The sequence below is a fragment of the Chroococcidiopsis sp. [FACHB-1243] genome, assembly GCF_014696895.1.
In the GTDB taxonomy this organism is placed as follows: domain Bacteria; phylum Cyanobacteriota; class Cyanobacteriia; order Cyanobacteriales; family Chroococcidiopsidaceae; genus Chroococcidiopsis.
The window spans coordinates 45,773-61,319 of sequence record NZ_JACJQX010000040.1 but is presented as its reverse complement, the minus strand read 5'-3'; the positions used below and the strand labels follow the sequence as shown (position 1 = coordinate 61,319).

Below are 15,547 nucleotides of genomic sequence, written 5' to 3'. Positions count from 1 at the left end.
GTTTATTATCCATCTAAGTATTTGGCAGATGAAGCGATGGGTATCTAGACTCTTATTTCCTACGGTTTGGTGTCTCGAACACATTTTACAGTGGTCTTATTGGCGACGTGCCCCAGAACGCGACTGCGCGTTACTGGCATTTTCAAAAACGAGCTGGTCTTTCCTCTGCTTAAATACAACTGTAATACCTTTTCCTATCTAAAGAAAATTTTGGACAACCCCTCCACCGTTATCGCATCCATTCCACAGTACCTGCTAGAAGTGAGCGAGCGCACCTACCCGTTTACTGCTTCAGAGCATGAATGGCTGTAATACATATGGGATATAGCTTAGAGCTTATCTTAGTGCCATTCACCCATAGACCAACGATGGGAATTGCTCTTTTATTGTCTGCGAGGACGCTTTGACCATTCAGTCCCATAATTATGAGCGTAGCCATTGCGATCGGTTTACAAAGTTTCATGTTTTTCTCCTTTTTTCATAGACAGGCAAGATCCTTTGACTTTTGGCGCTGGCTAAGATAACGTCACTTGCTTTTTCACTAATCATGTAGATTGGTGTGACGATAAAGTAGCCAGGAACGCGGGGGAAGACTGAAGCATCTACAACGCGCAGATTACGTACACCGTGAACGCGAAACTCACTATCAACCACAGCCATAGGATCGCTTTTTGGACCTATTTTGTTCGTGCATGAAGCATGATGACCCCATGCCTCAGCCTCTGCAAATTTGCCAATCTCTTCACGCGATCGCACCGTCGAACCTGGAATCACCTCTTTTGAGATATCTGCAATATGCGCGTTCATGCGACGCACGAATTCTACTCCATTCACAACAGATGCCAAATCCTCGCCTTCAATGTCGCTGCCTTCGGTAAAGTAATGGAAGTTGATTTCGGGAGTATCCCGTGGGTCAGATGAGCGTAGTTTTACGGTTCCGGCGCGATTGCGCGTGTGCGCTTTCAGCACAGTCCAGCTAAATTGGTTTTCTACTTTTGAAAGGGGCTTAGACCAACCAGGATAATAGCCTTGGTAGGGTACAGGCAAACCAAAGATGAACAGGTCGGGAACAGGTCTAGCTGGATCGGACTTGCGAATATGACCGGCGAACGTGGCGTTGTTTGTGTAGATCCCCTTACCCTGCTCAAACTGAGCCATACAAGGATCTGACGGTTTTCCTGGAGTACAGTTCTGAGTGAGATTAAAATCCGAATTCATCTGCGTTATCACACCGACTTCATAGCGGTCTTGCAAGTTCTCGCCAACACCTGGAAGATTAACGATTTGCTCGATCCCATGTTGACGCAGTTCATCTGCTGGACCAATGCCGGAGAGTTTGAGAATTTGTGGACTGTTAAAAGCTCCTGCTGCCAAGATCGTTTCGCGAGCAGCATACATTACCTTTCTAGATCCAGGTTCCGCTCCATCGAGCGGAGCCTGCGGATCGGCGCGATAAAGATGAGCGCCCTCAAGGTACTCAACACCAACTGCATCCTTGCCACGGAAAATCACGCGAGTGACTAGGGTGTTAGTTTTCACAATTAGATTATTTGGTAGCGCGGCGGCAGTTTCTCTAATTAAATCGCGAGGACCACGCCGCCGACCGTTACGAGTTGCTTGCGGAATATTGTAGAGTCCTTCGGCATCCTTGAGGGTAACTTCCCAAGAATTAGGGTCGAGTTCCTGGCGGAAGAATTTGTCAAGCAGGTTTTTGGCTCCCGCTTCACGCTCGGCAGATAGCAAAATCCGCTTCATGTTACTATCCTGAGCAAACAGTGCCGGATCGGTAATCTCGGTTGTCAGCCAGCCATCAAATCCATGACGTGTTGGGTTGTCCGTGCCTACCGATCGCTCGACATAGCGGTTCTGCTCCAGGCGCTCGAAGTACTTGCGCATATTCTCGGCTTTCCAGCTAGGATCGCCAGTTAGCTCGGCGATCGCATCCCAATCACTGTTATTGGGATAAATCGTAATCATCAAATTATGCACGGTGCATCCGCCCAGCGTACCAGCGCGCGGATACAATACCCCGCCTCGGTCAGCAACATACTTACTATTGCGCTTTTGACGTGATTCGTCTGCATACTGTCGCACGAAGTAATCCCATCTCACTCTTGGATCTTCGCCGACGAGCGGGCTGAATAATGGCACTTGAATCAGATCGTCGCCTTCACCATCGCTACCTGCTTCGATCAAAACGACTTTGTGACCTGCCTTTGCCAAATTGACAGCGAGAGGACCGCCACCCGCACCGGAACCAACTACGATGTATTCAACTGGCGCTGACGGGTCGATAGCAACAGCTTTCTTCTGATAGGCTAATGAAGTGACTAACCCAGTTGAGAATAGGGCAGCATTTTGCAGAAAGCGACGACGATTTAAAGAGCGATCGAGCATAAATTTTTCTCATCCTAGTATGGAATGCAACTTGCTTTTTATCGTTCGAGCGCTGCCCACGGAGCATTAGAAAGTGGACGGGAACTTAACCGATCGATTTCAAGTTGGAACTGGGCGATCGCCGCGTTGGGATCGTTGCTTCTGGTAATCGCACTGCCAACAGCGATCGCGAAAATCTGCTTAGCATACGGTTTCAATTCTTCTATACTACTGGGCTTGAGTCCTCCCATTGGGATGACCTGAGTAGAGGTATCTTTTAGTTGTTGACAAACCTTTTCAATCAGTGCGAGTGGGTTCTTTCCAGCCGCTTGTTCGTTCCAACCTGTATGACAACTGACTAAGCTCGCTCCCAAATTTGCTAACTCCTGCGCTCTCGTAACTTTCCAATTTTCATCTTGGTAAGTCATTAGATCGAAGGCAACGAGTTTCTGATGAACGTTTGCACCCACAATCGCTTCTTGAATCGCTTCATTTGGAGCCGCTGCCATGACTGTAATTAAATCGACTCCAGCCGCATAGTAATAACTACCTTCTGCACTATAGGGAACATCAAAGCCTTTAAAGTCAGCTACGAGCATTTGACGATTGTTCAATCGTTTGCGAAATTCTGTAACGATACTCACTCCCTCTAGCGCCGCATGAAGCAGCGTCGGTCTACCGATTTCATGAATAATGTCTCGATCTGGGTGCTTTTCCAGAATTGTATCCAACATTGCTAAGCATTGTGACGTAGAGGTGTAATCGTAAGCGATCCAAAGATAAGGTTTCATGGTATTATTTTGTTGGCGATATTATTTGATCCAATCGAGGGCAAAACATTACTCTAAATTGGCGTGCGAAGCTAGGAGTAACTGAGCATTTTTGTTGAGCATTTGCGACAGAACATGGAACAGAGCATCAAAAAATAGTAGAGTTGATTGCTCAAATAAAGAACCGGCAAATTGCTGCGATGCGCCGTTGTCAAAATCTTGTTTTGTCGCCGCTGCTAGTTCAATGGTCAGATCGACGAGTTGCCCTAAAAAAGATTGCTTGTTAACCGTTACTCCGACAAGGTATGCTCCAACTGCCTTTGCTTGAGCCGCGATCGCACACACAGTTTCAGTACTGCCCGATCCAGAACAAGCGATGAGCAAATCGGTGGATCGAATCGATGGTGTCGTTGTTTCACCTACGACGTAGACTTGGCAACCCAAATGCATCAGTCGCATTGCTGCCATTCGGATTACCAAGCCGCTACGACCTTCACCCATGACAAAGATTCGCTCTGCGTCTACAATTTTCTGCGCCAGTTGTTCGACTTTTGGATAAGCGATTGTATGCAAGACGCGCTGATTTTCTGCCAAAACTAATCCAATCGCTTGAGTAAAAATTGCTTGCATTGGCTCAATAAAAATGCTTGTAAAATGTTTTACAATCGAGACTAAATAGAATATTGAAATCATCAGCTTCCTACTGCGATATAGGCGTTTGTCCGTCAAACGTAGTATGTCTTCCCTTCTCCCACAAGATGTGTTCTGCTTCGTTCCAATTGGGCAATTTAGTACTTTCTTGCTGCCAATAGACGGTAGAGGCTGACTCGCTCAACTCTGAGATCTTTGGCATTGCGTCCCGATGCGCTGCCGATCGCATGAAATCCATCATCACTGCTTCGTCTTCCCAAACTGTTAGCCTCCAGAAGTCTCGCCCGTGTCTTTGAGTTGTCACCTGAAGATTGCCTCTAGCGGCTTTTGCTTGATAAATGCTCGCGGTTGAATGCCGAAGAAAAGGAGGTAAGTAGCGCCAAGAACGCAATTTCAAACGAGTAACAGAAACAAATGCCATTTTTACTCTCTTTTTATCCAGTGACAAACCAACTTTCCGTCTTCCATTACCCATTTAGCAGTTAGCTTATTTCGATTAGACTTTAGATCGTTAGCTGAGTCATGGATGGATTCAATCTTTGGCTCGGATTTGGAGATTGCAGTTTCACTAGTAGCTATGCTAGATTTCCAGGATAGAAAAGTATCACGACTATTCATGAGACAACCTTTCTATTTTGCTAAATAGTGAAATTGTGTAGTAAGTCAGTAAGTCAGTAAGTCAGTAAGTCAGTAAGTTAATAAATAGAGTGTATTGAGTTCCAAGGCTCGACTTCTTTCAAATTCTTACAACGTTTTATCAGATTCCTATTAATCTGAGAACCAAAGACCCCGTACCGAAAAACCAGGAATGAGTACGCCGCCGATCTAATCTGGTTTTGGCGAACCTGTTTTGGTGTCATTCCCGTGAGACGTTTAAATTGTTGCGTGAGGTGGCTTTGACTGGAGAAACCCACTTGTATTGCAATGTTAGCAATCGCCAAATCAGTTTTTGAAAGCAGCAGCTTTGCTCGCTTTACCCGCTGTTGAATCACGTACTGATGCGGTGAAATCCCTGTAGTGCGTTTGAACAAACTAGCAAAATAAGTCGGGCTAATATTGATGACTTTAGCAATTTCAAGCAGTGATAAATCTCGGTCAAGGTGAGCGTGAATATAATCGATCGCTGGTTGCAATTGGGCATGGGATAAGCTTCCGTTATCTTTAGCGATTGGTGGCACGAGTAGCCTATTGCGATCGATTGGTTTATTTATAAGGAAGTTCATAAGGACTTATTTTCTAAATTTTGAATAACTCGTGACGGTAGTTAAACGCCTCGATGTTCTCACTTTAGAAAATAGATAGAATTTTGTCGCTGAGAAGAATTTCAGATTTGGAGCTGATATTTTTGACAGGTACGTGTTACAACTAACGGATTATAAAGTTAATACTTCGCAGGTTTTGATTCGATCCCCCCAATTCATCGGGGGGTTGGGGGGCTAAGACACGACCTAGTTTCCCCTTTTTAAAGGGGATCTCCAATGGCTGTACGATCTAATCGAGAAGTATTGAGTTACAAAGTGACAATCCCTCGCCGCAGTCCGATAAGGATCGCCTGCGTTCGGTCATTAACTCCCAACTTGCTCAAAATATGGTTGATGTGAAAATTGACAGTGCGATCGGTGATGTGCAGCATCTTGCTAATTTCTGGGGTACTCTTGCCCGTGGCGATCAGCTGGAGTACCTCCAATTCGCGATCGCTCAATTCTGGGCTAGTCATGCGCTGCACGAGTTTGGCTCCCACTGTGGGCGGGATGTACTGTTGACCCCTGCAAACAGTACGTATAGCTGCCAGTAGTTCTTTTGGTTCGGCATCCTTGAGTAAATAGCCCTTTGCCCCTGCCCGCAGTCCGCGATAAATATCCTCGTCACTGTCATAAGTGCTGAGGATGACAATTCGGGCGCGATCGAACTCGCTACAGATCGCAGTAATAGCAGCAACGCCGTCCATTTTGGGCATCCGCAAATCCATCAGGGTGAGATCGGGCTGTTGTTGGCGAAAGATTTCTATCGCCTCGCGCCCGTTGCTAGCTTGCCCGACAACGGTGATGTCTGGGGCTTCCTCTAGCATTCCGACTAAGCCTTGGCGCACGACAGGATGATCGTCAACCACCAGGAGGCGAATTTTGCTGGACTGTTTCATGATGACTTCTCTCGACTCACCGACACAATTACGGAAGTTCCCCCTCCTGGCGTGCTTTGGATCTGTAATTGCGCTCCAATGCGATCGGCACGTTCTGCCATTCCCCGCAAACCAAAGCCGTTGCTACTGGGATGGCTGTCGATCGCAAACCCTCGTCCATTATCTTCGATCTGCAAAAGACATCGTGTTGATTCGTAAATTAGCTCGATCCGAATTTCGCTTGCTTGGGCATATTTGAGAGCATTGGTTAATGCTTCCTGCCCGATCCGTAACAGATTATTCTCAACCTCAGCAGGTAGGGGATATGGCGTATCGATCGCGTGGCAAACAATTTGCGTGTTAGAGGACGATCCCATTTGTGTCGCCAGACGGTTGAGCGCACTGTGCAAGTTATTGTTTTCCAGCAAGTAGGGGCGGCGGAGTGCTTCTACCGAGCGCCGTGCCTCTGCAAGTCCAGTTCGAGCTAGATCGCCTACAGTTTCCAGATATACTTGGACGGCATCAGGAGGATTTGTGGATAATTTATTTGAAGCAGTCCTGACATGGATCAGAATGCCAGTGAAAGCTTGTGCCAAGGTGTCATGGATTTCTCGCGCCATGCGGTTGCGTTCTTCTAAAACGATCGCTTCCTCGGCACGTTTGCGATCGCTAATATCCTGCCCGATGCCAATACTCATCCCGTTGCTGAGCCGAATGTTTGCCCAACTCGTATCCAGATAGCGATTGTCTTTTGTTTTAATTTCTACATCCAGCCATTTTCCTGTCGCTGCCATCTTGTGAGCTATAACTAACTGGCGCTGTTCTGGATTGGGAAAGCATTCTATCATGAAGTTATTGTTGGCAAAGTCTGCCGCAGACCAACCTACAAGACGTTTTACTTCTCGATTGACGAATTGTAATCGTCCATTAGCATCGTAGAGCAACACCATGACGGGAATGCGATCGACAATTGTTTGCAAAAGTTCTTTTTCCCGCGCTAATTCCAAAGTGCGTGCGGCGATGTTTTGTTCTAGCGTTTGGGCGTAATCTTCTAATTGTTGGTGAGATAGTTTTAGGTTTTGCCAAAGCAGGTAGCCGCTACTAGCGATCGCTGCTCCGACTAAGGCAAATAGCGGCGGGATCGCAATTAACCACCAGCCAACTAAAAACAGCAGGTATGCGCCACCTAAAAGTAGCATCCCGCCAAGCAAAACACCTATTGTCGTCCATTGAGGAGATGGCGATTTCCAGCCGATCGCCGCACCAATTCCCGCCCAGAGCAAAATCCACAACCACTCTAACGGCTCAGCCCAAGTCCGAAGTAAAGGTCGCCCGTCTAAAGCTGCACTCAACAGTTCGCTAGTCAGTTGGGCGTGAACTTCAACCCCAGCAATCGCCGTGTCTGGGCTAGTTGAAAAGGCGGTGTAAAAGCTGTCTCTGACGCTTTCAGCCTTCACACCGATCGAGACGATGCGATCGCGCACCAGATCTGGGGGCATCCGTCCCTGTAAAACTTGGGTTAATGAAATCGTGCGGAAACCATGCCGCAGTCTGCGAGGATTTGACAAAATCTGGTAGCCCCCCACATCAGCACCGATATAACCGCCGTCCTGAGCCTGTAAAGGGGCGAACGTCGCTCGACCTAACCTTAACTGTCTCTTGCTGCGATCGACGACTTGAGGGGTAATGCCTTGAGTAGCAAGATACTTAAAAGCCAGTGCGGCTCCCAAACTTAAAATCGGGCGATCGTCCCCAGTTCTCAAATTCAGTATACTACGCCGGAGTTTGCCATCTATATCCAACACGAAATCGACGGCGCTAACTTGACCGAGCCGTTTCAAGACGGGTGGTGCTGCAACTGCTTCACTGCCAGCACTTTTTACAACTTTCTCGATCCCAATCAAGTTTGGTGTCGAAGTAAAGACTTTAACCAATTCCCGATGACCAGGCTCTACTGGTAAATCTCGATACAAATCGAGTCCAATAACTTTAGGTTGCTGTTGTTTGAGCAACAACAGCAAGCGAGCCAATACGGCATCTGACATGGGCCAATGTCTTAATGTTTTGATATCCGATTCGTCAATCGTCACGATGACAATTCGAGGATCGGCAGGTTCAGCAGGACGGAGACGAAAAAATTCATCCAGCGTCACCAATTCCAATAGTTGCATTGCTCCGATCAAGCGCAGAGCAACGACTATTCCAGCGACACAAGGAGCTGCGATCGATACTCCATGCCATTGCCAAATTTGCTGTTTTAGGATTGCCCACATAGCTAGAATTATTTGAATTTATTGGCGATGTCGTCGTTTAATCCGCCAGATTGTAAAACTTCTTGCCAAGCTGCCCTCAAGTTGGAATCGTTTGGTTGGAAGCGTTGTAGTTCGACTAAGGTAGAGAGTGTTTCATACCAAATGCCAGCTTTTTGATACGCAGCAAGGCGCTGCTTCGGTGCTGCTGATTCGATTTTAGTGAGGGATGGATCGAGACTGATGCGTCGCACTTTTCCAGTGATAAATCGGTCTTCCAGTCGGTTTTGGCGATCGCAAATTAGCGCAAAAGACCAAATGTAATCTTTGTCCGCTTCTAAGGGTGGTGCGTCAGGTGGTAAGGTAAAACTGACTAGACCAGAAGTTTTGGTTAGGGCAAAGGTTGTTTGATAGATCCCGCGATTGTTGGAGTCGAGCAGGCTAAATTCTACAGACCGAGCGGATGTTTGCGGCACGTAAACGAGAAATGTCGGACGTTCTGCTAGGGTTAAACCAGGTTTGGTAGTTGGACTCAAAGCAGTCAGCAACTGGGCAGAATTCTGTGGATCTTGACGACACGCACTGCGATCGCGCCGACCTCCGCCAGTCGTGCTATTAGGATTTTGGGGTGGTAGTGGTAATCGATCTTCAGTGCGATCGCGGCGAGCGTCGCCTTTGGGAGTATTAGACTGAGCTATTGCTGTTTCTACAAAGACTGGAGTGATTGCTAATTCTAGAGCCAGCGCGATCGACACGGAGGCAGAATGCAAAAAGGCTTTCATAAATACCTCTGGATCTCGCGATCGCAAGCTTTGTAACAAAACTCCTAACATTAGCATACCGCTTTCAGAGATCGGTGTAGAGACGTTATATGTAATATCTCTACACCGATCTAAAGCCAATTTCCCAAAAGCACAAATGCAGCCCAGTAATACGGATGCTGGTACTGGGACTGTTTTAATAGGGATAGCTGAGAGCGACGCACGGCTTCAGCTTTTGACACTCCTGGCTTGCCTAGTTCTCGGTAGAACTCAACCATGAGCGATGTGGTGGAGCGATCGCTGACCGACCACAGCGATGCTAGTGTACTACGCGCTCCGGCTCGCAGGGCAACGCCAGCCATACCTAAAGCGGCGCGGCGATCGCCTGTAGCTGTTTGACAGGCACTCAGCACCAGCAATTCAATTGGGCTGTCGCCTTCTTCCCTGGCTCTCAGCAGCCGATCTAATTGTTTGACATTCACCTGCCCGTCCCAAGTTAGAAAAAAGGTATCCTCAGCCTTAGAACTAAACTGACCGTGGGTTGCTAGATGAACGACTGAAAAAGGAGATGAATCAATTTGATGCTGCAATGTCGTATTGGTAAAAGTTTGGTCGAGGAGAATCTTTGTCGGCACTTGGGATGTAATCTTATTGACTTCGGATACAACTTCTGGTAAAGCAGAAAATCCTCGACGGGGCTGACTCAAGCCCCCGACTAATGCTTTTAGCTGTTGGCGTTCTAACGATTGGGGTGGCAGCAGTTGTAAACCTGGAGCTAAGGCAATGCTGTAATTTTCGATCAGATAATGCTGACCGTCGTAGAGTGCTGCCATTGGCAAATTTTGCAGAGAACCATCTAGCACAAACACTAGGTTGGCGATCTTACTAGCTGCTAGCTTTGCTTGTGCTGGACGTAGGAGTAAGTCATATAGACGTTGGGCGATCGGCAGCCGTTCTTGTGTAAAAGAAGTAGCTCTGAGGGATTGCCGCATTCTATCTATAATGCGCTCGATTTCGGCTTGCGGTAAAGGTGTTTCATAATAACTCAAGGGTTGTTTAGGTAAGGCAAGAATGACAGCGAGACGATTAGGTAAAATAATCGGATAAATAACTGCTGTGTGAGGATTAATTTGGTCAACCTGCACCGATCTCGCCTCTAAACAAGCTTCCCGAAAAAAGTTATCTAGTTCCGCCAGCTGAAGCGATTCGATCGCCTGCCGTGCTTGTTGGAGATGATTCTGACTAGGTGTGCTACCTTGCGGAGATTGCAACAGTAACTCAGCGAATTGTCGATAGACAGGTTCGACACTCTCGCGAAAAGAGAACTGGACTTCTGGAGCGATCGCCGCTAGATCGCTGCGAAGGGATTGGAGGGTATTGATAGCTTCCGTATATGCCGCTATTGCCGCCCCAATAGAGCGATCGCTCCCAGACTGTGCTTTCAACAGTCGTCCTAGCTGCCACTGCCACTGATAGGTAATATCCGGTGCATCAATTGCTTGAGCTAGGAGCAGTGCTTGCCCAGTCAGTGTTTGCGCCTCGTTCCACTGTTGGTTCTGCTCGTAAAGACTCCCCAAAGTACCCAAAGCATACGACTCGGCACGGCGATCGCTTAAACTTCTAGCTTGCCCAATTGCAGTTGATAGAAGCTGAGCGATCGATCGGGGAGTCGGGAGTCGGGAGTCGGAAGTCGGTTTTGCTCCCTCAGCTCCCTCAGCATCATAAGCCTCCTCAGCTCTCTTTCCCCTGCTCCCCAATTTCATCAACGCTTGAGCTAAATGAATTCGGGCATAAATTCCGACTTGACTAGGAGGGAGATCGGTAAGTTGGGACTGGATTCGGGGCAATAAAGATCGTGCCTCTACCGATCGCTCTTGCTCGACGAGCAAGCTTAATTCCATGAGCTGGGCTTGAAGTTTAGTCGCGCTCGTGGGGGCAATTGCTGTCGATTGGCGATAATATTTCAAGGCGCTGTTCGTTTCTACTTGAGTGCGGGCGGTGTTACCCAGGCTGAGTAGAATGCCACTAATCGAAGCATTAGATTCCTGCAACGGCACTTGCTTTTGATCGCGCATTCTTTCAGCCATAGTCAAGCTTTGCTGCAAGATGGCATGGGAGCGATCGAGATTGCCAACTAACCGGAGAATTTTACCCAGGTTGCGTAAACCCGTAACTTTGAGGAGCGAATCGGGTTGAGTTTGTAAGGTTTGTTCCACCTGCGCTAAAAGGGTGGCGGCGCGTCGAGCTAGTCCTTGCGCTTGCAAAGCTCTGGCTTGATTCATTTGGCTGCCGGATATGCCGATCTCATCTCCTACTTTGCGGTAAGTGGCTTCCGCTCGTTGCCAAGTTTCTAAAGCTTGTGACGCTTGCCCTTGACTCAATTGCAAGTTTCCTCGAATAGTCAGGGCTTGAGCGAGAATTTGGCTAGCGTTTGCCGTAGGTGGCTGGGGATCGAGTAGCGCGATCGCTTTTTCAATTGCCGCGTTTGCCTGCGTCCATTGTCCCAACTGCTCGAAAGCAGTGGCAAGAGAACTCAGGACGAGGGCTTGATTCAATGAATCGCCTCGCTCTGCAAAGGTTGCAGTTGCCTGTTGCCAAACCGCGATCGCTTTTGAGAATTGTTCTGTCTGGTAAAATTCCTCTCCCTGTTGCACTAGATCGGTAGGAGCGGCAGCATGAATATTTGGTAAGGACGAGATATTTGTGTGGAAATTAGAGTTTTCAGGTAAATCCGCCCCCAAAGCCCAGATCGTACCCGCGTGGAGACAGACAGCAGCGATCGCTCCTACTAAGGCTAGGTGGATGAAAACGGATTTAATCTTTTTGGGAAATCGGGAGTCGGGAGTCGGGAGGAGCCAGTTGCGTGCGGGAGGTCGGTGCGTTGCGGGGGTGGCGCGATCGCGGACTTCGTCGCCCCCCGTTGTAGCAACCGACCGTAGGGTGTCCCCCGCTCTCGCAACTGGCGTTCGGGAGTCGGGAGTCGGGAAAGAAAGTAGGTTTTGCTCCCTCAGCTTCCTCAGCTCTCTTTTCCCTGCTTTCCCTTGACGTTTCCACATAGCAGGATTACCGCCCGTTGCAGTTACTTGGTTGTCTCAATGCTTTTTGCAACACATCATTAGCTGCAGCTGCCGTCAGCATCACCTCTCCGCTGGGAGCAATCGCCCACCCTGTTGCTTCTACTACGGGTTGGTAATTGGTAATTGGTAGTTGGTTGTTGGTTGTTCTCCCTTGTCCCCCTTGTCTCCCTTGTCTTCCTTGTCCCCCCTGCTCCCTGCTCCCTGCTCCCTGCTCCCTCATTCTCACCAAACGCCGATCGCGCCACACTGGATCGTCGTCCAATTCTTGCTGGGGAGTCGGTGGCAATCCCCCACGTCCGGTCATGGTAAAAGAACTGCCTTCGGTGGCAGCTCGACAGCTAGAGGCAATTAAACCCGAAGTATCCACGACTTGCGCGGGCAATTCAACTAGTCCACGGTTGAGTTCCACCTGTTCGATATTCAGTTGGACGTTGCCACTCAAGGCTGAATTAGCTCCGGTAGCGGTGATATCGCTAAAGGGAGTGGGGCGATCGCGCACCTCAATCCCAAAGATACCAGTTGCATCAATCGCGACATTGCCACCACGCGCATTCACTGAATTGGCGCTGATGTCACTGTTTTCAAAAGCAATGAGAAAATCGGTGTCAATGTTAATGTTGCCCCCACTGACATTTTCTCCTTCAGCGTTGGTGAAAATGTTGCTATTGCGACTGATGAACAAATTTTGAGAGTTAATGTTAATTGTGGCTTGCTCAGAGTTGGGATCGACAAGAGTGCTTTGTGTACTAGCAGTGAGTAAGGCGTTGTTGTCTAGACGGATGGAGCGAGCATTAACTCGTAAGTTGCCAGCCGTTCCATCCCCTTTACTACTACTGGACAGTTCAGCACCATTAGTCAGTTTAAGCGTCCCAGTGATAATGTCAATGTCGTTCCCATTACCGACAGCTTGTGTTTCTACAGTGTTGGAAACCCCACTATACACTCCATTGCTACCTACTCCATCGATCGAGACGGAATCGCTGGCAGCAATCTTAATTCTTGCCGCATTTCCACGTCCTTGAGTACTAGCAGTTACTACAGCACCGTTGGTTAAGGAGAGCGATCGCGTAGTGATGTTGATATCATTTGCATTGCCTGCCGCTTGTGTTTCCACACGACTGTATGCACCACTAGAAACCCCATTACTACCTACACCGTCAAAAGATAAAAAATCAGTGGCATTAATGTTTATACTGCCAGCACTTCCTGTTGCTTCATCATTGGCATCAGTAGCCACGCGAGCGCCATTAGTGACTTTGAGCGATCGCGCACTGATATTCATGTTGCCTCCATCGCCTATGTCTTGTGTTGCCGTCTCGCTATAAAGTCCACCGGAGAATCCTTGTTTATTCACTCCATCTAAGGAAATAGAATCAGAAGCAGTAATCGTCACATTGCCAGAATTTCCCGTTCCCAAAGTGCTTGCTGCTATAAAAGATCCATCAGCAAGAACTAGAGAGCCGATAGTCATGTCAATATTGCCCCCTTTGCCCACAGCCCAAGGCTGTACAAGGCTGTAGGCACCTCCCTCCGTCAAAAAAGAGACGGTATCCCGCGCTTTTATGCTGATGTTGCCGCCATTTCCGTTTCCGAAGGTGTCAGTACTGAGAATTGAGCCATCAGTGACCCACAGCGAACCTGTTGAGATGTTGATGTTACCCGCAGTACCCGCTGCGCCTACCAATTGGCTAAATATATAACTCTCATTAGATAAGGAGATGCGATCGCGAGCTTCTATATTCACATTGCCTGCATTTCCCTGTGGCACATAGCTGCTAGCAAGCAATTGCGCTTGATTGGCGAGCGCAAGTGAGCCTGTTGTGATGCTAATATTGCCGCCATTGCCTTCTCCTACACGATATTGGTAGTCATCTATACCCACACTACTGTTAGCATTTCCTCGATCGAATAGAACAGTCTCGCGAGCTTCAATAATCACATTGCCCGCATTTCCTTTACCTAGGGTACTCGCTGTCAGAAACGAGCCATTGGCGATCGAAACCGACCTCGCCTGAATCTGGATATCATTTCCATTCCCCACCGCCCCTGGTTCCACAGTGGTAAAAACAGCACTACCATTGTTAAAAGAGACGGTATCGCGAGCGTCTATTCTCAAGCTACCTGCATTCCCCTGACCAAAGGTACTCGCTTGGATGCCACCCCCATTGGCGACGGAAAGCGACTCAGCTTTGATGATGATATCACCAGCTCTACCTACACCAGTTGGTTGCACCACATTGAAGATAGTACTCCCATCCAGGTTTACTGCCCCTGTGGTATTAATCTCAATATTTCCCGCCTGAGTGTTGGGTGAGCCAATGCCTGAAATTCCTGTCAGCAGTTGGCTTCCCCCCGATATATTCAAGTTCGCTGCATTGACTGCTATACTACCTCCACTACTTGAAAGTACATTTACTTCAGCTTGATTGGTAAGAGACACATCCGCTTGTGGAACTCCTTGGGGAAAATTCAAATCAAAGAAATTTCCGATAGGAAAAAGTCCGATGGTGTTTTCTCCTGCGACTCCCCCCAACACCATGCGTCCTGAAGGAGCTACAAGTTTCCCGCCATCTATACTCACATTGCCGCCAATAAGTACTAAACTCCTACCAGGAATTACCTGTAGACTAGACCCGTTTATCGAAACACTTCCAGCATTGCTGCCAAATTGCAAACCAATAGGTACATTAATAGTTAACAAAGGTGTAGATTGAGGATTTCTTGCGCTAAATTCAAACCCATCGCCAAATCCAATTGCATCAGCTGTTGTGGCGACAAACGAACCACCAATATTCAGGCTGGCATTGCGTCCAAAAATAATTCCATTGGGGTTGAGCAAGAATAGGTTTGCCCCACCATTGGCGCGAATTAAACCGTCGATGTTAGAAGCCGATCGCCCTGTCACCCGACTAAAGATATTTGTAATGTCTGCGCCATTGTTAAAATAGGCGCTATTGCCTGTAGGGAGAGAAAACGACTCAAAAGAGTGAAACAAATTGCTTCCAGCAGAGGTTCCGCCCTCAATCGTGCTGGTATTACCGGAATCAGTCACAGTAGAACTGTTTGGGAGCGTGCGATCGCTTACGATTTGGGCGAAAGCACCAGCTTCACAAACAACAATGCAGCAAGCCATTGCCAAGCAACTTGCACCCACCAACTTCCAGAATCCGCATTGCTTGCTAGGAGTCATGTTGCTGCTTCAAGTCACGACAAGGCACGCGATCGCCAACCTCTGTCAGCATACCCTACATTGTGCAGCGATACAGTCAAATTAAGTTATTTAAAGCGGTAGCGATCGGTTGTGAGTTGCTGGTCACGGTGATGCACTACGTACTAGTTTCCAGATTAATAAGAATCTGATAAAACATCGTAAGAATCTGAAAGAAGTCAAGCATTGGAACTCAATACACTCGAACTACATAGAATTAGGAGAATCTAATGCAGCCAGCAGCTGCTATGGAGCAACATACGACTGGAAACCAAGGATGGCAAGATCGTCCACTAGTGCGAATACTAGAACTCCATTCCCATTCTTGATGCGTGG

The 15,547-nt window shown here is 48.0% G+C and carries 13 protein-coding genes; 2 read left to right on the top strand and 11 right to left on the bottom strand.

Annotated features, from left to right (window positions below; translation table 11 throughout):
• On the top strand, positions 1-202 hold a 202-nt coding region (locus tag H6G17_RS33175; protein WP_206757173.1), incomplete at its 5' end, for a hypothetical protein.
• A gap of 81 nt (positions 203-283) precedes the next feature.
• Here the strand turns inward: H6G17_RS33175 and H6G17_RS25155 are convergent.
• The 11 genes from H6G17_RS25155 to H6G17_RS25105 all read right to left on the bottom strand — a co-directional run bounded on the left by H6G17_RS25155 (position 284) and on the right by H6G17_RS25105 (position 15,055).
• Positions 284-463: a hypothetical protein gene (locus H6G17_RS25155; protein WP_192161314.1), complete on the bottom strand. Its 180-nt coding sequence runs from the start codon at positions 461-463 to the stop codon at positions 284-286.
• Positions 460-2,397, bottom strand: coding sequence for a GMC family oxidoreductase (locus H6G17_RS25150; protein WP_192161313.1), 1,938 nt, complete (start codon positions 2,395-2,397; stop codon positions 460-462). Before H6G17_RS25150 ends, H6G17_RS25155 begins: the two co-directional genes overlap by 4 nt.
• A 38-nt stretch (positions 2,398-2,435) precedes the next feature.
• A complete protein-coding gene (locus tag H6G17_RS25145) occupies positions 2,436-3,167 on the bottom strand; it encodes an orotidine 5'-phosphate decarboxylase / HUMPS family protein (protein ID WP_192161312.1) in 732 nt (243 codons plus the stop codon).
• 48 nt (positions 3,168-3,215) lie between these two features.
• Positions 3,216-3,776 carry a 6-phospho-3-hexuloisomerase gene (hxlB, locus tag H6G17_RS25140; protein ID WP_192161311.1) on the bottom strand — a complete coding sequence of 187 codons (561 nt, stop codon included), beginning with the start codon at positions 3,774-3,776 and terminating at the stop codon, positions 3,216-3,218.
• Positions 3,777-3,846: 70 nt separating this feature from the next.
• Positions 3,847-4,218 (bottom strand): DUF3291 domain-containing protein, encoded by a 372-nt coding sequence (locus H6G17_RS25135; RefSeq protein ID WP_192161310.1) that lies wholly within the window; start codon positions 4,216-4,218, stop codon positions 3,847-3,849.
• A gap of 274 nt (positions 4,219-4,492) precedes the next feature.
• Positions 4,493-5,020, bottom strand: coding sequence for an AraC family transcriptional regulator (locus H6G17_RS25130; protein ID WP_192161309.1), 528 nt, complete (start codon positions 5,018-5,020; stop codon positions 4,493-4,495).
• Positions 5,021-5,307: 287 nt separating this feature from the next.
• Positions 5,308-5,937 carry a response regulator transcription factor gene (locus H6G17_RS25125; RefSeq protein WP_192161308.1) on the bottom strand — a complete coding sequence of 210 codons (630 nt, stop codon included), beginning with the start codon at positions 5,935-5,937 and terminating at the stop codon, positions 5,308-5,310.
• Positions 5,934-8,189 (bottom strand): CHASE2 domain-containing protein, encoded by a 2,256-nt coding sequence (locus H6G17_RS25120; RefSeq protein ID WP_192161307.1) that lies wholly within the window; start codon positions 8,187-8,189, stop codon positions 5,934-5,936. The genes H6G17_RS25125 and H6G17_RS25120 overlap by 4 nt, the downstream gene beginning before the upstream one ends.
• 8 nt (positions 8,190-8,197) lie before the next feature.
• Positions 8,198-9,004: a DUF928 domain-containing protein gene (locus H6G17_RS25115; protein ID WP_192161306.1), complete on the bottom strand. Its 807-nt coding sequence runs from the start codon at positions 9,002-9,004 to the stop codon at positions 8,198-8,200.
• A 53-nt stretch (positions 9,005-9,057) separates the two neighbouring features.
• Positions 9,058-11,982 (bottom strand): CHAT domain-containing protein, encoded by a 2,925-nt coding sequence (locus tag H6G17_RS25110; RefSeq protein WP_192161305.1) that lies wholly within the window; start codon positions 11,980-11,982, stop codon positions 9,058-9,060.
• A gap of 7 nt (positions 11,983-11,989) precedes the next feature.
• Positions 11,990-15,055, bottom strand: a complete 3,066-nt coding sequence (locus tag H6G17_RS25105) for a filamentous hemagglutinin N-terminal domain-containing protein (RefSeq protein WP_347276466.1) — start codon at positions 15,053-15,055, stop codon at positions 11,990-11,992.
• Between H6G17_RS25105 and H6G17_RS34810 the strand changes: the two genes are divergently transcribed.
• A complete protein-coding gene (locus H6G17_RS34810) occupies positions 15,000-15,278 on the top strand; it encodes a hypothetical protein (protein WP_347276469.1) in 279 nt (92 codons plus the stop codon). The two genes, H6G17_RS25105 and H6G17_RS34810, sit on opposite strands and share 56 nt — an antisense overlap.
• The last annotated feature ends 269 nt before the right edge of the window (positions 15,279-15,547 follow it).